This is a genomic window from Janthinobacterium sp. MP5059B, assembly GCF_001758645.1.
Classification (GTDB): Bacteria; Pseudomonadota; Gammaproteobacteria; order Burkholderiales; family Burkholderiaceae_D; genus Janthinobacterium; species Janthinobacterium lividum.
This window is the reverse complement of record NZ_LRHX01000006.1, coordinates 1,239,956-1,261,880: the sequence shown is the minus strand read 5'-3', so window position 1 is coordinate 1,261,880 and position 21,925 is coordinate 1,239,956. Positions and strand designations below refer to the sequence as shown.

Below are 21,925 nucleotides of genomic sequence, written 5' to 3'. Positions count from 1 at the left end.
ATCATCATCAGAAGGCGCTGGCTTTCAGGCTCACTTTAAAGGTGCGGCCATATTGTTCGTTCTGCACGTTGTATTGCTTCGTGCCCTGGTAGACATAGTATTTTTCGTTGTTCAGGTTAGCCGCCTCAAACATCAGCTGGAACTGTTTATTGATCTGGTACGACAGCGAGAAATCGAGCTGTTTCTGGCTGGCGACGATATGGTCCTGGCTTTGGTCGAGGATGTCGCCGCCCATTTCCAGCAGATACGGCGACTTGTAGTTGAGGGCCAGGCGGGCGCTGACCGGGCCCGTTTCATAGCCCAGCATCAAGTTCATTACCTGGTTCGACTGGCCCGGCAGGCGGATGTCGCGGTTCATCTGCTTGTTGCTGGCCTTGTCAAAGCGGCCGATTTGCGCGCTCGAGGTGCTCAGGGTGCCGTTCACGCCGACGAGGAATTTATTGAATGGCGCCGGCAGCATGCGCAGCGGCTGCATGTAGGCCAGTTCGATGCCCTTTACTTTGGCTGCGTCACCGTTTGCATACGAGGTTGCCGTCGTGTAGCCGGCCCACTGTCCCGTGCCGGCCAGGTTCGTCGTATAGGTAAAATTCTTGATGTCCTTGTAGAAGCCGTAGGCCGACATCACGCCGTCATTGCCCAGGACTCTTTCGATACCGAGGTCCAGGTTGTTTGCCTTCAAGGGCTTCAAATCCGGGTTGCCGATCACGGCTTCCGTGTTGCTGGCCAGGCTGATGCCCGGCGCCAGCTGGCTGAAGTTGGCGCGTACGACGGCTTGCGTCCAGGCGGCCCGCACGCTGGTATGTTGATCCAGGTCATAACGGGTTTGCAGGTTTGGCAGCCAGTTGGTGTACGAGCGTTCGCGCGTCAAGGCCGTGGCGACGCCGGCGCTGTCCACTTGCGAGCCGGCCGCCTCAAAGCTGGTGCGCTCGGCGCGCACGCCGCCCAGGATGTGCCAGGCGTCGAAGTCATAGCTGTTCTGCACATACATGGCGTTGATGTCTTCATGCATGCGGTAGTCGTTGATGATGGACTCGGTGGACAGGCGCGCCTTGGCGCGGTCCAGCCCCGCCACGCGGGCGCGGATGAGGGCCGGGTCCAGCGCCACGCCGATGTTGCCCAGGTCGTAGTCGAGATTATGGCCTTGCACGAAGTTGCTCATCGAGGTCGAGCCTGCGCCCCAGTAATTGCCGCTGGAAGCCTTGCTGCTGTTGTACGCCCATTGATCCGTGTCATTGGATTTTTCGCGGCGGCTGACTTTCGCGCCGAACTTCAGGGTGGCGGTGTCGAACTTGCGGGCCAGGTCGATGCGCGCGTGGTGCTCATTGTCCTTCGAATAGCGCTTTTGCAGGGTGATGGCGTTAAGCGCGTAGCTGGCCGGGTCGTACAGCGAGGGGGGGCCGCTCAATTTCGGTTCCTGCGTGTCCGTGAAGCTGATGCCGGCGAAATTGCTGGTGCCGCGGAAACGGCCATCGTTCAGCGACTCCGGCGTGTCTTCCGTGGCGCGGCTCATGCCGCCTTTCACGTCCAGCGTCCAGTCGCCCGATTTCTGCTGCGTGCCCAGGACTAAGGAGCGCACTTGCTGCGTATACTTGCGCTGGCGGATGCGGCGCTCGGCGCGTGCGCTGGCCGTGGCTCCTTCGGCCAGGCTGCCGCCCGCGATATTGCTGATGGTCAGGCGGTCGCGCACTTCATCATCGGAAAATTCGCTGACGAAGGAGCGCAGGAACCAGCTGTTGCCCGCTTCGGGACGGTAATCGAGGTTGACGGCCACCGCGCCGCGCTTGCGCACGGGCAGGTAGTCGCGCAATTCCAGGCCCGACAACTTACCCTTGCTCCAGGCGCCGCCCGTTTCCACGTCGTCCGAGCCGAACGAGCGCTTTTCCGCGCTCAGGCCGGCGGCTACGCCCAGCTTGCCGTCGAGGAAGCGCTGGGCCCACAGGGCGCCGCCGCTGGGGCTGGTCTTGCCCGTCTTTTCATCGTAGCTGGCGCCCACGTTGGCCGACAGCAGCTTGCCCGGCAAGTCGAAGGCGGACAGCGATTTGACTTCGACGGTGGCGCCCAGCGAGTTGGCGTCCATTTCCGGCAGCAAGGTCTTCGAGACTTCCAAGGTGCGGATCAGGCCGGCTGGCAGGATGTCCAGCGCCACGGCGCGGCGGCCCGCTTCCGGCGACGGCACCAGCGCGCCGTTGATGGTGACGGCGTTCAGGTCAGGACCCAGGCCGCGCACCGTGATGTAGCGGCCTTCGCCCTGGTCGCGCTGCACGGACACGCCCGGCAAGCGGGCCAGCGCCTCGGCCGCGTTTTTGTCGGGCAAGCCGCCGATATCGTCGCTGCTGATGACGCTGATGATGTTGTCGGCTTTCTCTTGCGCGGCGATGGCGTTGCGCAGGCTGGCGCGCTGGCCGCTGACGACCACGGTGGCGGCCGGCTGGCCGTCCGCATCTTGCGCTTGCGCATGGCTTTGGCCGCTGAAGACGGCCATGATGCCGAGTGCCAGGGCTGTGAGGCGCAGCGGGGAGGGGAACGATGTGTGCATGGTTTTCATGAAGAGCTCGGTTAGGGGGAAGGAACCGGGCGGATTCTAGGCAGCAAATATGACGGTTGCGTGACAGGCAAGGGCTTGCCACCCTGAAAACAACGGCATGCGAACGCTTTCCGGCTGGAATGGCGCTGCCATGAGCTGAAATGACCTGGCAGCGCGGGGCGCATGGGATGCGGCTTGCCGGATTTGCATCGGCTGCGCTACTAATGATGAGCCGTTTGCACCTGCCGCACGGGCGCGGGGCATGTCATCGTGCCGTCATGGGCGGGCGCTATCGTGGCGACAGCACCACTTTTAAAGGTTTCCCACATGCTGCCGTTGCACCGTAACAGCCTGATTGCCGCCGCGCTCGCGTTGCCCCTGTTCTTGTTCCTGTATGCCACACTGGGGCACCTTAAACCGTTTGCCATCTGGAAGTGGATGGATATCGTCTGCGAAGGCGGCACGGCCGTCATGGCGGGCATCTGGTTCTTGTTTACCCTCAGCAGCCGTCCCCGCGGGCTGGTGACGAGTTTGATCGCCGGCGGCCTGTGCGCCATCATGCTGGGGTCCTGGGCCGATTGCCTCGATGAATTCTTTGCCGTCGATAAGAGCGCCGTGTGGGATAACTGGCTGGAAGCCTTGATTCCGTTTGGCATGCTGGTGCTGACGATCGGCATGTATTACTGGCGTCAGGAACAGTTCCGGTTAAATGAACACCTGCAAAAGCGCGAACGCCTGTTCCGCGACCACCGCGCTTTCGACCGCATCACGCAACTGGCCGACGCCAGCTACCTGCGCACGCAGATGCGCCTGGAGCAGGAGCGCCGTCCCGGCCTCGATTGCGCGCTGGTCTTGCTCGATATCGACAGCTTTCACCTGATTAACCGCGAATACGGCCACCGCGAAGGCGACCGCGTGCTGCAAGCCGTGGGCCACATGCTGCTGCTGAACTTGCGCAATGACGATTTGCTGTGCCGCTATGCGGGCGACCGCTTTGCCGTGCTGATGCCGGGCGTGTCGCGCGAAGATGCGGCCGTGAAGGCGCGCCACCTGTGCGCCATGGTGGGGCAGATGCGCCACCACGCCAACGATAACCGCGAAATCCGCCTGAGCCTGCGGCACGCCTGCTCGCTGACCGATGGCGTGCCGGAAGTGGTCTTGGCCGAGTTGAGCAGGGCCGTGGAAACGCCGCGCTCCGGTGCCGGAATCAGTTCCGCCGCGCCTGCCTGATGCCGCTGAACCAGCAAGGCGACCCCAGCATCGCGGCCCATCACCAGCCGGCGCTGGTGCTCGACTACGCGCGCAGCCGGGAGCTGGCCGTGGCGCCGCTGCTCAAGGGCACGGGGCTCGATGGCGGCGCGCTGCCTTCCGAGGAAAGCCAGGTCAGCGCCGCGCAATACCTGCAATTGCTGGCCAACGTGGCGCGCGGCCTGGACAGTGCCGACACCAGCTTCATGCTGGGCCAGCAAATGCTGCCCGGCCATTACGGCGCCGCCAGCCATGCCTTGCTGCAGGCGCAGAATCTGCGCCAGGCGCTGGGCATCCTGTGCGGCTTTCATACCTTGCTGTGTCCGCTGCTGCAGCCGCGCTTGCGCGAAGCGGGCGACATGCATGTGCTGTATTGGGTCGATGCATTCGGCGCGCCGAGCCAGCTGCCTTTTTTGGTGGAAATGCACATGACGGCACTGGCGGCCATGTGCCGCTGGCTGGCCGGGCAGTCCCTGCCGTGGCGCTTCTGCTTCAACCGCGCGCGGCCCCGCCACGTCGAGCAGCATGAGGTGCACCTGGGCCAGGCGTTGCGTTTCGATTGCCAGGTCGACGCCATGCTCATCGATTCCAGCTGGCTCGACAAACCCTGGCCGCGCGGCAATGCCACGGCGGCCGCGCTGGCCTTGCGGGCGGCGGCCTTGGCGCCCGTGCCGGCAGCGAGCCTGCTCGGCGCGCTGTACGATTACCTGCTGGCCAATATCCGCTGCGCGCCGACCCTGGAGCGCACGGCGCAGGAATTCGGCGTCAGTCCCGCCACCCTGAAACGCCACCTGGCGCGCCATGGCACGCATTTCCAGGCCGAGCTGGACCAGGTGCGCGCACACAAGGCCATCTACCTGTTCCAGGCCCATGGCTACGATAACGATGCCGTGGCCGCCTACCTTGGCTTTCATGATGCCACCAACTTCCGCCGCTCGTTCAAGCGCTGGACGGGGCAGACGCCGCAACTATTGCGTCACGCGCTGGCACTGTTCGTGGCTGGTTGATCGCCGGCGTTGCGCGCCAGCGCCACGGACAGTCGTTCCTGAGGGAACAATTGCCCGTTCTGCTACATCCATAGTACACTCGATCAGAGAGCGAACAGACGCGCTTTGAGGCGCTCCGGCACGGCGTCAAACGACGCCGCAATACCGTCATCTTGATGGCGGGGCCGGCGGCAGACGACCGGTGTGCCGTGCCTTAACCCAGCCTGGAAACTGGCGTCACCCGTGTGGTGTGCCGGAAACCGGGCAACTTGATAATGCTCAATCGTGTATTCACAATCGCAGATCGATCCAGTCGTCAGTTTCCGCAACACCCAGGGTGAGGCGGTGCGTGGCACGATTTTCAACTTGCAGCGCAATTCGCTGGTCATGGAAATCTATAATCCATACTCGATTGTGCAGGTCAGCGAGGTGCTCAATGACGTGACGGTGCGCATGGGGGCGAAAAACGCCTACGTGGGCAAGGCCGTCGTCATCAGCAGCGTCAACACGGGCCTGACCGCCATCGTTTCCGTGACCCTGATCGACGAGTGGCGCGAGCTGAGCGACGTGGTCGTCGTCAAGGGCGCCGTGTTGAAAGAGTCCAGCGCCTTTGTCGCCGGCTGGGGCGAGCGTTTCCGCATCCGCCGCGACTACCAGATCGTCGTCAACGAAATGCGCGCCTTCCTGTCGGAAGTGGCGCGCTGGGTCGAACAGGTCGACCTGTCCGACTCGCTGCCCAAGGAAAACGGCCGGCTGCGCCCCGATATCTTCGATGAACTGGCCTTGCCGCTGATGGAGCAAACCCAGCTGTACCTGCGCCAGCTCGAGGTGGAAGCCTCGCTGGTCGAGGAAGAGCGGGCGCCGGCGCACCGCGCCTTCGCCCAGGCGGCGCTGCATCCATTGATCCTGCGCGCACCGTTCGTCTTCCGCACGTTTACCAAACCACTCGGCTATGCGGGCGATTACCAGATGGTCAACCAGCTGCTGGACGATCCGCGCCAGGGCCCGAGCACCTATTTTCAGATCGTCAATGCGGCCTTCCTGCAGGCGGCTGTCGCCACGGCGCACCGCAACCGCATCGATATCCTGACGGAATTCCTGTCGCAGAAGGCGGCCGCGGCGCGCACTGCCGGGCGCGTCTACAAGGTGCTCAACGTTGGCTGCGGCCCGGCCATCGAAGTACAGCGTTTCCTGGAAACCTGTCCCGATGCGCAATGGCTGGCTTTCGAGCTGGTCGACTTCAGCAGCGAGACCCTGGACTGGACGCGCGCGCGCCTGACCACCATCATGCAGCGTACGGGGCGCGTGGTCGAGATCGACTATGTGCACGATTCCGTGCATAACCTGCTCAAGCGCCGCCATGGCTCGGGCGCCACGGGCTTGCCCGGCAGTTTCGACGCCGTGTATTGCGCCGGCCTGTTCGACTACCTGTCCGACAAGGTGTGTGCGCGCCTGCTGATGCACTTCGCCTCGCGCGTGGGGCCGGGCGGACGTTTGCTCGTCACCAATGTGCACGCGAACAATCCGGGCAAGTTCGGCATGGAGCATTTGCTGGAGTGGCATTTGATCTATCGCAATGAAGAAGGCCTGTCGGCCTTGTTGCCCGAACATGCAACGGATCCGCTGATCTATGTCGACGCCACGGGCGTGAATGTGTTCGCGGAAGTGAGCATTCCTTGATGGATACTCCAGGCCTGCACGCCGGCTACACGGCCGTTTTGCGCGACTTCCGCCTGGAATTCAGCCGCGGCGGGGCGTACACGGGCATCGTGCTGATCCTGCTGGGCATGGGCCTCGATTCGGCCCTGTACCCGGACAAGCAATCGGCGTTTACCAGCGCGCGCATCGTCGTGTCCGCGCTGATCTTTTGCGTCGTGCTGGCCATGCGCACGCGCTGGGCGCAAGACCGCATCCAGGGCCTGACGTTTGTCTGGCTGATCCTGCCGCAAATCATGATCGCCTGGATGATCGCCGTCACGGAAGGCGCCACCTCGATCTATTATGTGGGCATGACCCTGGCCATCTATTCGTCGGGCATCGTGCTGGCGTTCGGCCTGTGGCAAAACATGGTCTTCGGCGCCATCTCCTGCCTGCTGTATGTGGCCGCCTGCGCCTGGCATGCGGGCGGCTTCGACTTGCCGGGCACGTTTGTCGTCAACTGCCTGTTCCTCATCATGTCGGCCAGCATCAGCGCCGTATTTACCTATTTTAATGAGCGCGCCCGCTTCATGCTGTTCCAGCTGAAGGCGGAAGTGGCGCAAAAGAACACGCAGCTGGAAGAAACCAACAAGAGCCTGGCCGATATCAAGGGGCAGATGCTGCAGCAGGAGAAAATGGCCGCCATCGGCACCCTGGCCGCCGGCATGCTGCATGAAGTCAATAACCCCGTGAATTTCTGCATGATGGCCATCGAGGTGGCCATCGAAGACCCGGCCGCCCAGCAAAGCGCGCTGGTCAGCGAATGCCTGGCCGACGCCAAGCAGGGCATGCTGCGCGTGCAGCACATCGTGTCCGACTTGAAGACCTTTGCCTACCGCAAGAGCGGTAACCAGCTGGAAACGGGGCATTTCCAGTTCCGCAGCGCGCTCGACGCGGCCATCCGCCTGGTGGGGCATGAAACGAAAAATGTCAGCATCAGCCACGACTTGCCCGTCGACACCCTGGTGCGCGGCGACGAGGCGGCCATCGTGGGCGTGCTGATCAACTTGCTGGGCAATGCCGTGCTGTCCATGCGCAAGGGCAATGCGCCGCCGTTCGAGATCCGCATCACGGCCCACTGGGACGAGAACCGCCTGCGCATCAGCGTGCGCGACAACGGTCCCGGCATCGCACCGGAAAACCTGGCGCGCGTGTTCGAACCGTTCTTTACCACGCGCGAAGTGGGGCAGGGCCTGGGCCTGGGACTGAGCATCAGCTATGGCGTGATCGAGCGCCACGGCGGCACCCTCAGCGCCGAAAGCGAGCTGGGCGTGTGGGCCAGCATGAATTTCGACTTGCAGCGCTCCGATTGGGAGGGCCGCTAGCATGGATAACGATAGCCGCGCCAGCGTGCTGTACGTGGACGATGAAGCGCTCGCCTGCAAGTATTTCGAGCGCGCCGTCGGTCCACGCTACCGCGTGCTGACGGCGCAGAGCGTCGATGCGGCGCTCGCTCTGCTGCATGACGACGCCGGCCAGATCGACGTGCTCGTCACCGATTACCGCATGCCGGACCGCCTGGGCAGCGAATTGCTGCAGGAAGTGGCGCAGCGCTATCCGCACATCGTCTGCATGCTGGTGACCGCGTATGCGGACAAGGACGTGCTGCTCGAGCTGATCAACGGCGGCGCGGTGTTCCGCCTGCTGGAAAAGCCGCTCGATTTGCCCGCCATGCAAACGGCGCTGCAACTGGCCGTGCAGACGGGACGCGAGCGCGCCGCGCGCCGCCAGGGCCTGGTGGCGATGGAGGAATCGCTGGCTTTCCTCGCGCATGAATTGAACACCCCGCTGGCGGCCATCGCCAATTTTGCGCGCGGCATCGCGCGGCGCGCGCAGGCGGACGCGGCACCGCAGGCCGAGATCGGCGAAGCGGCCGCCTTGATGCACGACAATGCGCGCTATTGTCTGTCCGTCCTGGCCAGCTTTATCGACACGGTGCGCCTGGCCAGTGCCGGGCCGGGCATGCAGGGCGGACGCCGCGCCGGCAGCGCGCGCCAGCTGCTGGCCGCCTTGCTCGACAGCTATCCCTTGAGCACGGCCCAGCGCGCCGCCATCACGGTTGAAGTGGGCGACGATTTCTCCATTGCCGAGTCGCCCAATTGCGTTGCGCTGATTTTATCGTCCGTGCTGGCGAATGCCTTGCGCTCGGCCGGCGAGCAAGCCCATCCGGCAATCGGCATCCGCATCGACGCCGGCCGCATCATGGTGCGCGACAATGGCGCCGGCATCGCCCCCGAGATCGTCGAACAGCTGTTGATCGACCCCGTCAGTGCCAGCGGCGGCGAAGGCAAGGGCTGGGGCATGGTGTTTTGTCACCGCATGATGCAGTCGTTTGGCGGCAACCTCGATATCGCCACCGAGTTTGGCACTTCCACCACGGTAACCCTGAATTTTCCAGTACATATAAGGAACGAGCATGATTGACGCCAATCTGCGTTTACCGGCTCAGCGTGAGCCGGCGCAAGGCTTGCCGACGATACTCTATGTCGATGACGAGGCCAACGCCCTCAAATATTTCCAGCGCGCTATCGCGCCGCTGGCCGTCGTGCTGACGGCCACCTCTGTCGAGGAGGGCAAGCGCATCCTCGACGAGCAGGCCGACCGCATCGCCGTGCTGGTGTCGGATCAACGCATGCCCGGCGCTTATGGCAACGAGCTGTTGTCGTACGCCTGGGACCGCCATCCGCACATCGTGCGCATTTTGACCACCGCGTATTCCGAGCTGGAGCACACGGTGGAAGCCGTCAACCAGGGGCAGATCCACCGCTACATCCAGAAGCCGTGGGATATCGCGGCCCTGCGCATGGAACTCAAGCAGGCGCTGGAACTGGCGCGCTTGCGCAACGAGCACGCCCAGTTGCTGCGCGAAAAGCTGATGGTGCGCCAGCGGCAAGCCGTTGCCAACCGCATCGGTACCCTCTACGCCCTGTGCGCCAGCCTGGCTGGTCCGGAGCAGCAATTGCCCGTGGAAGCGTATTTGTCGGCGGCCCTGACGGCCGGCGTCACGCCGCCCGAGCCGGACTGGCTGCTGATGGATTATGCCGACCTGGTCAGCTCGGAAGCCTTCCGCGGCACGGCCTTTGCCGCCGCCGTGCGCCAGCAGCTCGACACGCTCGAACGCGACTATCCGGGGCGCGGCGTGGAACAGACGATCGACATGCTGCTGCCCGTGTTCGGCGCGGCGCTGCAAAACCAGGGCGGCACGGCGCTGTTTCTCGATGGCCGCCTGCTGACGGAATTCCTGGAAACGCCGACCACCACGCCCGTCTCGCCCATCCACTCGTTCTGGCTGGCCAGCTTGCTGTGGCTGGCGCGGCGCGGCTGGTCCTTGCAGCTCAGCAAGACGGAGCAAGGCTTGCAAGGCAAGGTGGTGCAGGCTGAACCGGCGCTCACGCCAGACCACCTGGCGGCCTGGATCGAGCAGTTCTAAGCATGCGCCCCCCCCCCCCGCAAGGGGCGGCGCCAACTAAAACAGGGCCGCGCGGGCCCTGTGTCTGGTGGCGGTGAGCGGGCTTAGCGCTCCGCCGCCGCCTTCAGGTTGTTCAAGCCTTTTTCAAAATCCTTGCCTATCATGGTATCCATGCTGACGAACACCGTCATGACCTTGCTGACGTAAGGGCTGGGGCCCGTCATGGTCCAGTTCACCTTGGTGCCATCGCCTTCGGGCGCCATGGTAAAGGTGGTGGTGTTATGGCTTTCAAACGGCTTGAGGAAGTCCAGCTTGATGACGGTGCGTTCGGGCTGGGCCGCTTCCGTGATTTCCATGCGGCCGGCACCCACCTTGTCATTGCCCGTCCACGCATATTGCGCGCCCAGGCCATTGGCCGGACCCGTAAACGTGCGGCGCATGGCCGGATCGAGCTTTTCCCACGGCGACCAGGCGGCCCAGTAGTGGAAGTCCGTGATCAGGGCGGCGATTTTCTCGGGCGGGGCCTTGATGGTGATTTCGCGCTGGACACTGAAGGTGTCGGGCTTGGTGGTGGCATAGCCGAGGATGGCGGCGACGACGACAACGATCAGCAGCAGGGTTTTTTTGATCATATGCTCTCCAAATCTTGAATGGTCGATGCGAACAAATCAAGGCAATCTTAGCAGATATGAATGGCTGTGCGCGGCCTGTTGGCCTTTATTTGCGCCAGCTCTGCGCAGGGCCGCCTGTACGCCTGTTTTTCGCCGCGCACGCCAGGTTTGTGCAGCTTGGTGCTGAGGGCCGGCGTCCGCTAGAATGCTGGCCTGCAAGATTTCAGAGGGAAATATGATTCAACGATCGATCGCCAGGCTGACCCTGGCGTGCGGCCTGCTGGCTTCTGCCTTTGCCGCGAACCTGGCGCATGCCGATGCCTGTCCTGCCCATTACGTCGATGGCCGCAAGCCGGAAATCACCAACCCCAAGCTGGACGTGGCCACCAAGGAGCTGTGCTACAACGTGTTTGGCGTGATGCACTCGGGTATCACGCGCACGCCGCTGTGGTCGGCTGAACACTTGACGGCGAACAACCTGGAAGCGGCACAGGATTTGTCGCGCGAAAACTCTTTCCATGCCGAACGCAAGCTGCCCGCCGCCCAGCGCGCGGAACTGGCCGATTATGCGCGCAGCGGCTTCGACCGTGGCCACATGGCGCCCAACGGCGACATGCCGGACCGCCAGAGCCAGCGCGACAGCTTCACCCTCGCCAACATGGTGCCGCAGGATGCGCGCAACAACCGCTATGTGTGGGCCGGCATCGAGGGCGCCGTGCGCAAGATGGCGAAGAAGGAAGGCGACCTGTACGTGATCACGGGCCCGGCTTTTATTGGCGGCAACCTGCGCAAGGTGGGCCGGGTGATCGTGCCCAGCCATCTGTACAAGGCCGTCTACAGCCCGCGCCAGCGCGCCGGCGCCGCCTACTTCATTGAAAACGTCGATACCAAGACGTATGAAGTGTTGAGCATTGCGCAACTGGAAGACAGGATAGGCATCGATCTGTTACCGTCGCTGACGCGGCAGCAAAAGTTGCGCATGCTGAGTCTGCCCAAGGTAAAGAGCAAGTCCAAGAAATAAGATCGTCAAAAAGGAAATCCCATGTGCGCAAAGAAATTCATCCCGTATGCCAATGAAAGCGATGTGCTGGACATTGGCAGCCTGACTATCGAAAACCGCATCGACCGCATCAGCATCAGCGGCGACATCGACCTGACCCTGGACAAGCCGGGCCTGGCCTTGGCGAAGCAATTGCAAAAATTGCTGGGCGACGTGGTGGCGCAGCTGGAAAAGCAGGAACTGCCCGACCAGCTGCCGCCGCCCGAAGTGACGTCGGTGGCCAATCCCTTCGAGTGATGCTGGCGGGGACGTCTACTGCGCCGCCTTGGCGGCGCGATAGTAGCCGTTCCTGTTGATCTCTTCCGGCGCATTCGCCACTTCATACGCGCTCAAGGCGATGGCGATGGCCGAGTATTGCTGCGCCGCGCTGAAAGGCTGCACGCTGTCGTAGGTATCGAGCACCGTGTGATGCACGCGCGCATAGTCGAAATCGCCGAGCACGGTAAACTTCGGCGTCGGCACGCCATGCAGGCTGAAGACAGCGTCATCGCTGCCGGCGCGCGCACTCATCGCCTTGCTGGCATCGCGCGGCACGTCGTTGATGGTCGTGGCGAAGCCGAACACGGGGTGGATGTCTTGCAGGGCCTGTTCAACCCGGCCAAACACGGGTTTCCAGGCCGAGGGAATCGCAATGCCGTCGATGGCGCCAGGCCGGCCGTCGCGGTTCAGCATCATGACGATATTGTGCAATTCCCCCGCATGCCGCTCGGCGAATGCGAACGAACCCTTGCGGCCGATTTCCTCCGCGCCGAAGGCCAGCAGCATGATGGTGCGGCGCGGCCTGGCATCGGACTTGGCCAGCAGGCGCATCGCCTCCAGCATGGTGGCCACGCCGCCGCCATTGTCGGCCGCGCCCGTGCCGCCATCGTAGCTGTCGAGGTGGGCGCCGATCAGCACGATTTCCTCCGGCTTTTCCGTGCCCGGAATGCGGGCGACGACGTTGTGATACGCCACCGGCCCCGGATAGAACCAGTTGCGGATGTCAAACTCCAGGGTCACGGCTTCACCGCGCGCCAGGCGCTGGCGGATGTCGGCATATTGTGGCGCGGCCAGCTTGATGTCAGGCAAGGTCGGCAGGGCCGCCCAGGTGGCGGGCGCGGCGCTGGCGGCATACAGCGGTTCTTCGCCAGACTGGATGGTGCCGAGGGCGCCGGCCTGCATCAACACCCGGGTGATGGCCCTGGGCTGGTGGACGGTCTTGCCATCGCGCCCGCCACCGCTGTTTTCGCCGCCGGTCAGCACCCATTTTCCCTTGAATTGCGCGGCGCGCTCCAGCGCCTCGTCCAGGGTGGCCGGCCCCACGATTGCCAGGCCTTGCTGCCCGCCACGGGTGCCGGCCGTATAGGCGGGCGTCGCCAGGCGCAGGGGCTGCTCCCGGGGCGCCAGCATCTTGCCCGACCAGGGACCGCGGTTGAAGCCGACGGGCATGTGGCCCGCTTCTTCCAGCTCGGCTTGCACACCCCATTGCTGCAGTTGCATGCGCGCCCATTGTGCCGCATGCGTGTAGGCATCGCTGCCGGCCATGCGGCCGCCGAAGCGGTTGCTCAGGATGTCGAGCCAGTCCATTGCGCGCGGTTCGCTGGTGCCCAGCGCCACAATCCGGCGCGCCGTGGCGTCGCCGGATGGCGATGTCGTCGCTTCAATGCCAGCATCCCTGCCGGACAGCGTGGCGAGGAAGGCGGGCAGCCTGTCTTCCCGGCGCGCCGCCAGCGCCGCGTCCAGCTTGGCGGAACGGTGCAGCTTATCCTGTCGCAGCAGGGTTTCGTAGGCGCGCAGCACGCCCTGCATCCCCGCCAGGTCGCTGGCGCTTTGCCGCCCGGCCTGGTCCGGGTGTTCGATCTGGAAAGCCATCGCGCTGGCAAGGTATTGAAAGACCGTTGCCTCGCGGATGGCCGGCCTGCTGGCGATGGACAGCCAGCTTTCCAGCGCACTGGCCGGTAAGGTGAAGTCGGGAATCGCTTCTATCCATGCGCCCAGCCAGGCGCCGTCGCGCTGTTGCACGGCCAGGGGATCGCGCTGCGCCTCTTGCGCCATCTGCACCACGCGCGCGCGTTCGGCCGGCGTGGAAGGGCCGCGCGCGGCGCCGCTTGCCACTGGCGTCGCGGCCGGCAGTGCCGGCGGCACATAGCGTTCCTTCAGCCGCGTGCCGCTTACGGGCTTGGGTTCGTTCTCATCGGTTTCGACCAGGCGTTCGCCGCTCAGCACGTCGCCTTTGGCTTGCAAGGTCCAGCGTATCGTCACCTCGGTGCTGATGTCCTGGCCGTTGCGCCCCGTGCTGACGCGCTTGCCGCCGTGCCTGAAAATGGTGCCGGCGGGGCCTGGCGTACCCTTGACCGTGCGCGGCGGCGTGAGCTGGCCCCGTTCGTCGAGCCATGCGATCGTCGCGCGCCACCCGGCTTGCTCTTCGGTAATGTCGAGGATGCCCGTGTCGATCAGGTCGACCTCGACGCCATTTGTCGTGGTCGTGCCTGTCGCCGTCTGGAATTGCCACTGTCCGGCGAGGGCCGGCGCCTGCGCGTACAGGGCGCCTGGCAGGGCGGCAGCGGCGAGGATGCAAGTGGCGTAAAGGTGGGGATGGAGCAGGTGCATGGCTATCCTTGTCATGGTTTTCACTCGGGAAGAGTCGAAAAACAGTATGCGGATAAGCCGATTGCCAAGATGATACTTTGCGACCAAGACCGGGATTTGCGGCCTGAAGGCGGGTTTGGCCGCGCCGAATGCCAGATCAACCTCGTCCAATGCAGCTTGCCGGACGAGCTTAATCTGGCAAAACGCTTACTTCGCGAACGCCTGCGCCGCCGGCGTGACGGTGACGGCGGCTGGCTTGATGTTCAGCTTCATCGCGCCGATGACCTTGTCTTCATCGAGCAGCGCCTGCGGCTTGTTGCCGTCGTACTTGATGGGCGAAAACGCGTCGCTGACGAGCTTTTCCTTCAAGCCGGCAGCATCCTTGGCGACGATCACCACGGACAGGTTCTGCGCCGACAGGTGCTGCTTGATGGCGCGGTTGACGTCCGCCACCGTCAGTTTCGACAAGCCATCACGCATCAGCTTGGTGAACTCGGGCGTGCCATACCATTGCGAATCGAGCGCATAGCCCAGCTGCTGGTCCTGTGTCGACGTCATGACGAAGACGTTCTTCATCAGGTAATCGCGGGTGGTGGCGAAATCGTCCTGCGTCAGGCCGTTGTCGACCAGCTTGCCCAATTCCGTCAGGGCCACGCGCAGGGCGAAGTGGGCGTTGTCCGGCGCCACGGGGCGGATCCAGATTTCGAACAGCTGCGCCTTGCGGCCCAGGTTCGGGTTCGGGAAGAACTGGTACATGCCGCGCGGGAACGCTTCAATGTACGCGTAGTCGCCATAGTTCATGCCGCGGATTTCACGGATGCGCTGATACAGGTAGGAATTCGAGGCGCGGTGCTCGCCCAGCCACGTTTTTGCCAGCCACAGGGCGGGGAAGTCCGGGTGCGTGCGCGTCACCTCCAAAGGCAAGCCGAAGGAAATCGCCGTGGCGCGCGTGTTCTTCTCGATGATTTCCACTTCCAGGCCCTGCGCCTTGCGGCCCGCGGGTTTCACGGTGGCCGGCAAGCCTGGGCCGACCGGCAAGGCGGCCAGCGCCTGCGTCAGCGAGGCCGTCATGGCGTCGGACACATCGCCGGAAATGCCCACCTTGACGGCGCCTTGCGCGTAGGCGCTCTTCCAGAACTGTTTCACATCGTCGAGGGTGATGGCGTCGATGCCGGCGACCGTGCCCAGCACGGGGTGGCCGTACGGCGTGCCCGCGTAGACATTGGTTTGCAGGCGTTCCTTGGCGAATTCTTCTTCGTTATTGTCCTTCAGGTCCAGCAGCAGCGCATTCTTTTGCGCATCCTTCAGGCGGCGGAAGTCGTCTTCGCGGAAACCGGGCGAGAGCAGCAGGGGCAGGGCGATGGCGTTGAACTGCGCCCAGTTATCCTTGTGGATGGAGCCCGTAAACGTCGTCATTTCCTTGTCCGTCTGCTGGCTGAAACTGCCGGCCAGCGGGAACAGGGCCTGATTGACCTCGTCGATCTTGCGCTCGGACGAACCAGCGGACGCCACCATGGCTGCCGTCAGCGCGGCCAGGCCTTCCTTGCCTTGCGGATCTTGCGCGGAACCGGCCGTAAACAGCAGCTTGTAGCGGATTTGCGGCAGCGCGGACTTTTGCACCAGCACGTCGAACTTCGCGTTCGAGGCGGCTGGCAGCAGGCTGGCCAGTGTCGGCGTGGTGGCGATGGCGGCCGCCATCGGCTGGTGCGACAGGGTCGTCACTACCAGCCCGTCGTCCGTCAGGTATTTGCGCGCGGCCGCCTGCAGGTCGGCCGGCGTGAGCGTATCGATCAGCCGGTAGTACTGGTTGATGGTGGCGTACGAGCGGTCGAAATGCACGAAGGAAGCCAGGGTGCCGGCGATCTGCTCCGTGTTGTCCAGCGAGCGGATCAAGCCGTATTTTTCCGCCGACTTGGCATCCGCCAGGTCTTTTTCGCTCACTGGCGTATCGCGCAGCTGCGCCACGGTAGCCAGGATGGCGTCGCGCACGTAGACGGCGTCATCGATGTTTTTCACGCGCGCGCCGAGCACGGCCAGGGTCGGGTCGACCCGCTCCGGCGTCATGTCGAACAATTGGTCGACCTTTTGCTCGTTCTGCACCAGGCGTTTATATAAAGGCGAGGTGCGGCCGAACGACAGCGACAGCAGGGTCGACAATGCGGCCTGGTCTTTGTCCTTCACGGAAAACGCGGGCGCGTGGAAGCCGACGGCGACCCACGGCAGGGTTGGCGTGGGCCAGGCCACGTGCTTGTAGACGGGGCCGCGCGGCTTTGGTTCCACGGGCACGGCCGCCTGCTGCTTGCCGCGCTGCCAGGCGCTCCAGTATTTTTCCACCAGCGCGATGGCTTGCTGCGGTTCCACGTCGCCGGCGATGATGATGGTGGTGCGCTCGGGACGGTACCAGCGGTCGAAGAAGACCTTCGAGTACGCGTACTGGTTCGGCATGTCTTCGATGTCCTGGATAAAACCCATCGTCGTGTGCTTGTAGGTATGCGTCGTATAGGCGCTGTCGCGCATCACTTCGAACAGTTTCGAGACGGGATTGGCGCTGTTCTTGTTGTATTCGCCCAGCACGGCCCGCGATTCCGTCTTGAACGCGTCTTCCGCATAGTCGAGATGCTGGAAGCGGTCCGCCTCCACCCTCAGCACGGTTTCCAGGTCCTGCTTGGCAAACGTCGTGTGGTAATTCGTCAGGTCGTCGCTCGTATACGCATTCTGGCGCGCGCCGGCGCGGGTGATGACTTCCTGGTATTTTTCGGGCGGATAGGCCTTGGTGCCGCGGAACATCATGTGTTCGAAAAAGTGGGCAAAGCCGGACTTGCCCGGCTCGACTTCATTGCGCGAGCCCGTCTGCACGGGAATCTGCAGCGAGACCAGGTTGGGGAAGCCGGTCGGCACGATGATGATCTTCAAACCGTTGGCCAGGGTCTTTTCCGTCGCCTTGAACGGCAGCAAATCGGCCTTGCTGGCGGCAGCGCCGTGGGCGGCGGCCGGTTTGACGGGCGCGGCACCCAGGTTCGACGAAGCCATGGCCGACAGGGCCAGGGCGAAAGCGGGTAATAAAACGGGCATGATTCTTGACACGGGGGCTCCTTCTTTTCTTGGAATGTGGAAAGTGCAACGCCGCAGCATAGAATATTCGTGCCGCCCTGCATAGGGGCTAACAGTCGGGCCGCAGGATGCGCGCCGTCAAGTGGGCGAGGAAGTCGCGTTTGGTGGGCAGGAACATGCGGATGCACACGATGTCGTGCGCGCGGTCATGGTGATACACGACGCGGATATCTTCGCACAGGCATTGCCGCACATCCATGCCGACTTCGCGGGCGGCTTCGACGGGCGTGCCGCTGTCGGGGAAGGTCTTGAGATCGGCAAATAATTGCCGGAAAGCCGCGATGAACTGGGCATGGGCGGCCGCCGTGTGGCGTGCCTTGAAGTCGCTGCGCAGTTCATTGAAATCGGCTTGCGCGCTTTTCAGCACGGCGATGCGCGCCATGTCAGTCGTGATCGAGGCTGGCCAGGAAGTCTTCTTCGGACACCACGTCGCCACGCGCGATGTCCTGGTTGCCCATGGCGATCAGTTTCATGAATGCATGCTGCTCCTGCATGTGCCGCGCTTGCCGCTTGCCTTCCTGATACGCGTGCATGGACAGCACGACCATCTTCGCTTCGCCATTTTGCGTGATGATGATGGGCTCGTCCTGGCCCGCGTCAAAGCTGTTGACGATCTCGGTGGTATTGGCCTTGAGGTAGGAAATCGGCTTGATGCGTTCCTTTAAGTCCATGGCGGCTCCGAATGCGAAAAAAATACGATAGGACCAAATATACACCAAATTTGGTCGTGCTTCCGTGTTGCCTAGGTGAGCGTCGTTTCCGGCAGGCTGATGCGGTTGCGGCCCAGGTGCTTGGCGCGGTACAGGGCGCAGTCGGCCGTGTGGATCAGCTGCCCCAGTTCCGTGCCGGGGCCGGGCAGGGCCGTGGCGGCGCCGATGCTGACGGTGACGCAGGCGCAGGCACTGGCACCATCGGCGCGCTTGCGCGGCAGTTGCAGCCGCTCCACGCGCTGGCGGATGCGTTCGGCCACGATGGCCGCGCCCTTGAGCGACTGGTTCGGCAGGATGACGGAAAATTCCTCGCCGCCATAGCGGGCCACCAGGTCGTTCGTGCGCATTTCGCTGGCCACGGCGCCGGCCACCTTGCGCAGGCACAGGTCGCCGCCCTGGTGGCCGTGGCTGTCGTTGTATTCCTTGAAATTGTCGACATCGACCATCAGCAGCGACAGGGGCTGGCCTTGCCGCTGGGCGCGCTGCCATTCGGCAAGGATGGTGTCGTCGAAGCAGCGCCGGTTGGCCAGGCCCGTCAGGCCGTCGCGCGTGGCCAGGCGTTCCAGCTCCACATGCGCGCGTTTTTCATCCGTCATGTCGCGCAGGGTTTCGACGACGGCGATCAGTTCACCGTGATTGCCATAGATGGGGCTGGCATCGACGGCCAGGTAGCGGCGCCGTCCCGTGCGGGGCATGTCGCACCAGTTTTCCGCGCACAGATTGCTGCCCGTGCTGCTGCGGTATTGCTGTTGCGCGTGCAGGGCGCGCATGTCGCCGCCGCGCCCGGCCAGCAGCAGGTCGGCCAGGGTGGGGCGCTCGTCGTTGTAGAAGCAGCGGCCCGGTTCGCGCGTGCGCAGCACTTCGGCCGCCGGCACGCCCGTCAACTGCTCGCAGGCGCGGTTCCAGATCATCACCTGGCCATGCGCGTCGAGGACAAAGGTGGGCACCACCAGCAATTCCATCATCTTGACGGCGAAACCCTGGGCTGCATCGCAGGGCGATGCGCTGGCATGTGCATGGCTATCCGGCATGTAAGCATCCTTCTCGGGGTGAATGGGGCTGGCTCGCTGGCCATGATGCAATGTGGAGAGTCGATGGTGTTGATATTGAGCAATATTTTCACCGATGGAGCGTCGCCTCATCGTGGCAGCCTGGCAGGGGCAGCGACACGCGCAAGGTGGTGCCGGCGCCGCTGTGGCTTTCGATGTGCAGGCTGCCGCCGGCGGCGGCCACGCGCTCATGCATGCCGGACAGGCCGCAACCGAGGCGCGGCGGTGAGCCCGACAGCCCGACGCCGTCATCGCTGATGCGGCATGCCAGGGTGGCACCCGTTTGCTGCAGGCATAGCTGGACATGCGTGGCGCGCGCATGGCGGGCGATGTTCGCCAGCGCTTCCTGCAGCGCGTGGTAGAGCAGGGCGCCATGCGCGCTGCCGGCGGCGGCGTCGAGCCGGTAATCGCAGCTGCAATCGATGCCCGTGGTGCGCTTGAAGTCCGCCAGCAAGCCGTCGCACGCCGCTTGCAGGCCCGCGTCGAGGGCGGGCGGGCGCAGGTCGTGGATGACGCAGCGCAGCGCCGCGATGCTCAGGTCGACATTGCGCGCCATCATGGCCAGTTGGCGCGCCAGCAAGGGCGCCGCGTCATGCGTGCTGGTCTGCAGCATGGCCAGGTCGATTTTCAGGGTCAGCAGATGCTGGCCCAGGTCGTCGTGGATGTCGCGCCCGATGCGCAGGCGCTCCTGTTCGCGCGCCTTGTTCTGCTCGCCCGCCAGGCGCGCCTGTTCGGCTTCCGCGCGCAGCTGTTCCAGCGCCTGCAGGCGCAGTGCCAGGCGGCGCAGGCGCCACAGCAGCAGCGCCAGCGCACCGAGCAGGACGGCGCAGGCCAGCATCGAAGGGGATGCTGCGTCAGCCTGCAGCATCGGCCCGGCGGCATGGCCGGCGTGCAGGGAAGCGAGTGCAGCGGCCGCCAGGCAGGCCAGAATGCTCAGGCGGTACGGCGGACGTATCCAGCGTTGCAGCATGTCCATGCTCCCCAAAAATGTTTTCCATCAGGCAATGCTCTTACAGAAAATATATTAACTTGGGGCTATTTATATTGTCTAAACGCAAAAGCTGCGTCGTTATGCCTGCCTGTGTGGCTTTCTTGCCCCCTGGATGCCGCGGCGGCAGGTGGCAGGCACGGCATTTGCACGGGAAGTGTCGTGGCGGCATATAATAGAGGGTTGTCAATCGGCTTTTGCGGTGACGGCGCAGTGCGCCGGCCTCGATGCGTTCGCCCTGCGCGATGACGCCAGCCAGCTCTTAGGAAATACAGTGACTTATAGCATCAAAGAGATTTTTTACACCCTGCAGGGCGAAGGCGCGCATGCGGGCCGTCCAGCCGTGTTTTGCCGCTTTTCCGGCTGCAACCTGTGGACGGGCCGCGAAAGCGACCGCGCCACGGCCGTGTGCCAGTTCTGCGACACGGATTTCGTCGGCACCGATGGCGAACTGGGCGGCAAGTTCAAGACGCCGCAGGAACTGGCCGCGCTGATCGACAGCCTGTGGCCGGCCAGCTACGCGCCGAGCAAATACGTGGTGTTTACGGGCGGCGAACCGCTGCTGCAACTGGACACGGCCCTGATCGACGCCATGCATGCGGTGGGCTTTACCATCGCCATCGAAACCAACGGCACCTTGCCCGTGCCGGCCGGCGTGGACTGGATCTGCGTCAGCCCGAAGATGGGCTCCACCCTGGTGGTGCACAAGGGTAATGAAATCAAGGTGGTCATTCCCCAGTTCCAGCAAGACCTGGCCGCCTACGAACAACTGGACTTCGAGAACTTCTTCGTGCAAGCGATGGACGGCCCCCTGGCCGCGCACAACATGAAGCTGGCCATCGAGACGTGCAAAAGCAACCCGAAGTGGAAGCTGAGCCTGCAAACCCATAAACTCCTGCAAATACCTTAATCAAATAATATGCTGACTATCACACGCAAGCTCGAATTCGACGCGGGCCACCGCATTCCCGACCACAAAAGCCAGTGCCGCAACCTGCATGGCCACCGCTACACGGTGGAAATCACCCTGGTCGGCCAGGTCATCGAAGCGGAAGGTAATTCCGACAATGGCATGATCATGGATTTTTCCGACGTGAAAACCCTGGCCAAGCAGCACCTGGTCGATGTCTGGGACCATGCCTTCCTCGTGTATGAAAAAGATACGGCCGTGCGCGACTTCCTGGCCAGCCTGCCCGACCATAAAACCGTCGTCATCGACCGCATTCCCACCGTGGAAAACCTGGCGCGCATCGCCTTCGAGATACTGAAGGCGGCGTTTACCGACCATTTCGGCACGGGCTTGCACCTGCATAAGCTGGTGCTGCATGAAACGCCGAATTGCTGGGCAGAAGTGACCGATGACTGAAACGCACGCTAGCGCGCAGGATGCGCGCTACATGCGGCTGGCCCTCGAGCAGGCCCAGCACGCGTGGGATCTGGGCGAGGTGCCGGTCGGCGCCGTCGTCGTCAAGGATGGGGAAGTCATCGCCGTGGGCTACAACCAGCCCATCGGCCGCCACGACCCCACGGCGCACGCGGAAGTCATGGCCTTGCGCGCGGCCGCCGACAAGCTGGGCAACTACCGCTTGCCCGGCTGCGAACTGTACGTGACCCTGGAACCGTGCGTGATGTGCTCGGGCGCCATGCTGCATGCGCGCCTGGCGCGCGTCGTGTATGGCGCGGGCGATCCGAAGACGGGCGCCTGCGGTTCCGTGCTGAACCTGTTCGAGCAGCCGGCACTCAACCACCAGACGGCCATCGAAGGCGGCGTGCTGGCCGACGAGTGCGGCGCTTTCCTCAAGCGCTTCTTTGCCGAGCGCCGCCGCGCGCAGGCGGAAGCGCGCAAGCTGGCCAATCCGCAGGCCTGACACCAGTCCTGACAGGGCAGGGCCGCCATGGCCTTGCCCAGCCAGCCCTCCTTGCCAGCCACCGAGGCTGGCATTTTTATAACTGTTGCGAAATA

Annotated in this window: 19 protein-coding genes; 11 read left to right on the top strand and 8 right to left on the bottom strand. The window is 63.7% G+C overall.

Features of this window, described 5'->3' with window-relative positions; genetic code table 11:
- Positions 1-7: 7 nt before the first annotated feature.
- Entirely contained in the window at positions 8-2,545 is a 2,538-nt protein-coding gene (locus JAB1_RS10290; protein ID WP_083299658.1) for a TonB-dependent receptor, read from the bottom strand.
- Positions 2,546-2,851: 306 nt separating this feature from the next.
- Here JAB1_RS10290 and JAB1_RS10285 point away from each other — a divergent pair, with 306 nt between their 5' ends.
- The 6 genes from JAB1_RS10285 (at position 2,852) to JAB1_RS10260 (ending at position 9,886) form a co-directional block, all read left to right on the top strand.
- On the top strand, positions 2,852-3,754 hold the full coding sequence (locus tag JAB1_RS10285; protein WP_070259375.1) for a GGDEF domain-containing protein: 903 nt from the start codon (positions 2,852-2,854) through the stop codon (positions 3,752-3,754).
- Complete coding sequence (locus JAB1_RS10280) at positions 3,754-4,779, top strand: AraC family transcriptional regulator (RefSeq protein WP_034785941.1); 1,026 nt, start codon at positions 3,754-3,756, stop codon at positions 4,777-4,779. The genes JAB1_RS10285 and JAB1_RS10280 overlap by 1 nt, the downstream gene beginning before the upstream one ends.
- 264 nt (positions 4,780-5,043) lie before the next feature.
- Positions 5,044-6,438, top strand: coding sequence for a class I SAM-dependent methyltransferase (locus JAB1_RS10275; RefSeq protein WP_070279756.1), 1,395 nt, complete (start codon positions 5,044-5,046; stop codon positions 6,436-6,438).
- Complete coding sequence (locus JAB1_RS10270; protein ID WP_070279755.1) at positions 6,438-7,781, top strand: HAMP domain-containing sensor histidine kinase; 1,344 nt, start codon at positions 6,438-6,440, stop codon at positions 7,779-7,781. Before JAB1_RS10275 ends, JAB1_RS10270 begins: the two co-directional genes overlap by 1 nt.
- A 1-nt stretch (position 7,782) precedes the next feature.
- Entirely contained in the window at positions 7,783-8,880 is a 1,098-nt protein-coding gene (locus JAB1_RS10265; RefSeq protein ID WP_070279753.1) for a hybrid sensor histidine kinase/response regulator, read from the top strand.
- Complete coding sequence (locus JAB1_RS10260; protein WP_052140444.1) at positions 8,873-9,886, top strand: response regulator; 1,014 nt, start codon at positions 8,873-8,875, stop codon at positions 9,884-9,886. Before JAB1_RS10265 ends, JAB1_RS10260 begins: the two co-directional genes overlap by 8 nt.
- Before the next feature lie 83 nt (positions 9,887-9,969).
- Here JAB1_RS10260 and JAB1_RS10255 read toward each other — a convergent pair whose 3' ends face one another.
- Positions 9,970-10,497 (bottom strand): SRPBCC family protein, encoded by a 528-nt coding sequence (locus JAB1_RS10255; RefSeq protein WP_034785934.1) that lies wholly within the window; start codon positions 10,495-10,497, stop codon positions 9,970-9,972.
- Between the two features lie 214 nt (positions 10,498-10,711).
- On the opposite strand from JAB1_RS10255, the gene JAB1_RS10250 reads away from it, so the two are divergent.
- Both JAB1_RS10250 and JAB1_RS10245 read left to right on the top strand, forming a co-directional pair.
- The gene (locus JAB1_RS10250; RefSeq protein WP_070279907.1) at positions 10,712-11,497 is read left to right on the top strand and encodes a DNA/RNA non-specific endonuclease; all 786 of its coding nucleotides are present in this window, start codon (positions 10,712-10,714) and stop codon (positions 11,495-11,497) included.
- 21 nt (positions 11,498-11,518) lie between these two features.
- Positions 11,519-11,773 (top strand): hypothetical protein, encoded by a 255-nt coding sequence (locus JAB1_RS10245; protein ID WP_070279751.1) that lies wholly within the window; start codon positions 11,519-11,521, stop codon positions 11,771-11,773.
- 15 nt (positions 11,774-11,788) lie between these two features.
- On the opposite strand, the gene JAB1_RS10240 is transcribed toward JAB1_RS10245, so the two are convergent.
- The 6 genes from JAB1_RS10240 to JAB1_RS10215 all read right to left on the bottom strand — a co-directional run bounded on the left by JAB1_RS10240 (position 11,789) and on the right by JAB1_RS10215 (position 19,950).
- The gene (locus tag JAB1_RS10240) at positions 11,789-14,125 is read right to left on the bottom strand and encodes a M20/M25/M40 family metallo-hydrolase (RefSeq protein ID WP_070279750.1); all 2,337 of its coding nucleotides are present in this window, start codon (positions 14,123-14,125) and stop codon (positions 11,789-11,791) included.
- A gap of 186 nt (positions 14,126-14,311) precedes the next feature.
- A complete protein-coding gene (locus JAB1_RS10235; protein WP_139144513.1) occupies positions 14,312-17,188 on the bottom strand; it encodes a pitrilysin family protein in 2,877 nt (958 codons plus the stop codon).
- A 76-nt stretch (positions 17,189-17,264) separates the two neighbouring features.
- Complete coding sequence (locus JAB1_RS10230; protein WP_070279747.1) at positions 17,265-17,597, bottom strand: type II toxin-antitoxin system RelE/ParE family toxin; 333 nt, start codon at positions 17,595-17,597, stop codon at positions 17,265-17,267.
- A gap of 1 nt (position 17,598) precedes the next feature.
- Positions 17,599-17,886: a type II toxin-antitoxin system Phd/YefM family antitoxin gene (locus JAB1_RS10225; RefSeq protein ID WP_070279745.1), complete on the bottom strand. Its 288-nt coding sequence runs from the start codon at positions 17,884-17,886 to the stop codon at positions 17,599-17,601.
- A gap of 71 nt (positions 17,887-17,957) precedes the next feature.
- Complete coding sequence (locus tag JAB1_RS10220; protein WP_070279743.1) at positions 17,958-18,956, bottom strand: diguanylate cyclase; 999 nt, start codon at positions 18,954-18,956, stop codon at positions 17,958-17,960.
- A gap of 88 nt (positions 18,957-19,044) precedes the next feature.
- Positions 19,045-19,950, bottom strand: a complete 906-nt coding sequence (locus JAB1_RS10215; protein WP_083299656.1) for a sensor histidine kinase — start codon at positions 19,948-19,950, stop codon at positions 19,045-19,047.
- A 286-nt stretch (positions 19,951-20,236) separates the two neighbouring features.
- Between JAB1_RS10215 and queE the strand changes: the two genes are divergently transcribed.
- From queE to tadA, 3 genes are read left to right on the top strand one after another with little or no spacing between them, the layout of a single operon-like run.
- On the top strand, positions 20,237-20,872 hold the full coding sequence (gene queE / locus JAB1_RS10210) for a 7-carboxy-7-deazaguanine synthase (RefSeq protein WP_034785949.1): 636 nt from the start codon (positions 20,237-20,239) through the stop codon (positions 20,870-20,872).
- A 9-nt stretch (positions 20,873-20,881) separates the two neighbouring features.
- The gene (queD, locus tag JAB1_RS10205; protein ID WP_034785919.1) at positions 20,882-21,328 is read left to right on the top strand and encodes a 6-carboxytetrahydropterin synthase QueD; all 447 of its coding nucleotides are present in this window, start codon (positions 20,882-20,884) and stop codon (positions 21,326-21,328) included.
- Positions 21,321-21,830: a tRNA adenosine(34) deaminase TadA gene (gene tadA / locus JAB1_RS10200; protein WP_034785918.1), complete on the top strand. Its 510-nt coding sequence runs from the start codon at positions 21,321-21,323 to the stop codon at positions 21,828-21,830. The genes queD and tadA overlap by 8 nt, the downstream gene beginning before the upstream one ends.
- Positions 21,831-21,925 lie beyond the last annotated feature (95 nt).

Excerpts from the sequence above, each read along its gene's own strand:
- JAB1_RS10290 (WP_083299658.1), bottom strand. The coding sequence starts at position 2,545 with ATGAAAACCATGCACACATCGTTCCCCTCCCCGCTGCGCCTCACAGCC.
- JAB1_RS10285 (WP_070259375.1), top strand. The coding sequence starts at position 2,852 with ATGCTGCCGTTGCACCGTAACAGCCTGATTGCCGCCGCGCTCGCGTTG.
- JAB1_RS10280 (WP_034785941.1), top strand. The coding sequence starts at position 3,754 with ATGCCGCTGAACCAGCAAGGCGACCCCAGCATCGCGGCCCATCACCAG.
- JAB1_RS10270 (WP_070279755.1), top strand. The coding sequence starts at position 6,438 with ATGGATACTCCAGGCCTGCACGCCGGCTACACGGCCGTTTTGCGCGAC.
- JAB1_RS10265 (WP_070279753.1), top strand. The coding sequence starts at position 7,783 with ATGGATAACGATAGCCGCGCCAGCGTGCTGTACGTGGACGATGAAGCG.
- JAB1_RS10260 (WP_052140444.1), top strand. The coding sequence starts at position 8,873 with ATGATTGACGCCAATCTGCGTTTACCGGCTCAGCGTGAGCCGGCGCAA.
- JAB1_RS10255 (WP_034785934.1), bottom strand. The coding sequence starts at position 10,497 with ATGATCAAAAAAACCCTGCTGCTGATCGTTGTCGTCGTCGCCGCCATC.
- JAB1_RS10250 (WP_070279907.1), top strand. The coding sequence starts at position 10,712 with ATGATTCAACGATCGATCGCCAGGCTGACCCTGGCGTGCGGCCTGCTG.
- JAB1_RS10245 (WP_070279751.1), top strand. The coding sequence starts at position 11,519 with ATGTGCGCAAAGAAATTCATCCCGTATGCCAATGAAAGCGATGTGCTG.
- JAB1_RS10240 (WP_070279750.1), bottom strand. The coding sequence starts at position 14,125 with ATGCACCTGCTCCATCCCCACCTTTACGCCACTTGCATCCTCGCCGCT.
- JAB1_RS10230 (WP_070279747.1), bottom strand. The coding sequence starts at position 17,597 with ATGGCGCGCATCGCCGTGCTGAAAAGCGCGCAAGCCGATTTCAATGAA.
- JAB1_RS10225 (WP_070279745.1), bottom strand. The coding sequence starts at position 17,886 with ATGGACTTAAAGGAACGCATCAAGCCGATTTCCTACCTCAAGGCCAAT.
- JAB1_RS10220 (WP_070279743.1), bottom strand. The coding sequence starts at position 18,956 with ATGCCGGATAGCCATGCACATGCCAGCGCATCGCCCTGCGATGCAGCC.
- JAB1_RS10215 (WP_083299656.1), bottom strand. The coding sequence starts at position 19,950 with ATGGACATGCTGCAACGCTGGATACGTCCGCCGTACCGCCTGAGCATT.
- queD (WP_034785919.1), top strand. The coding sequence starts at position 20,882 with ATGCTGACTATCACACGCAAGCTCGAATTCGACGCGGGCCACCGCATT.
- tadA (WP_034785918.1), top strand. The coding sequence starts at position 21,321 with ATGACTGAAACGCACGCTAGCGCGCAGGATGCGCGCTACATGCGGCTG.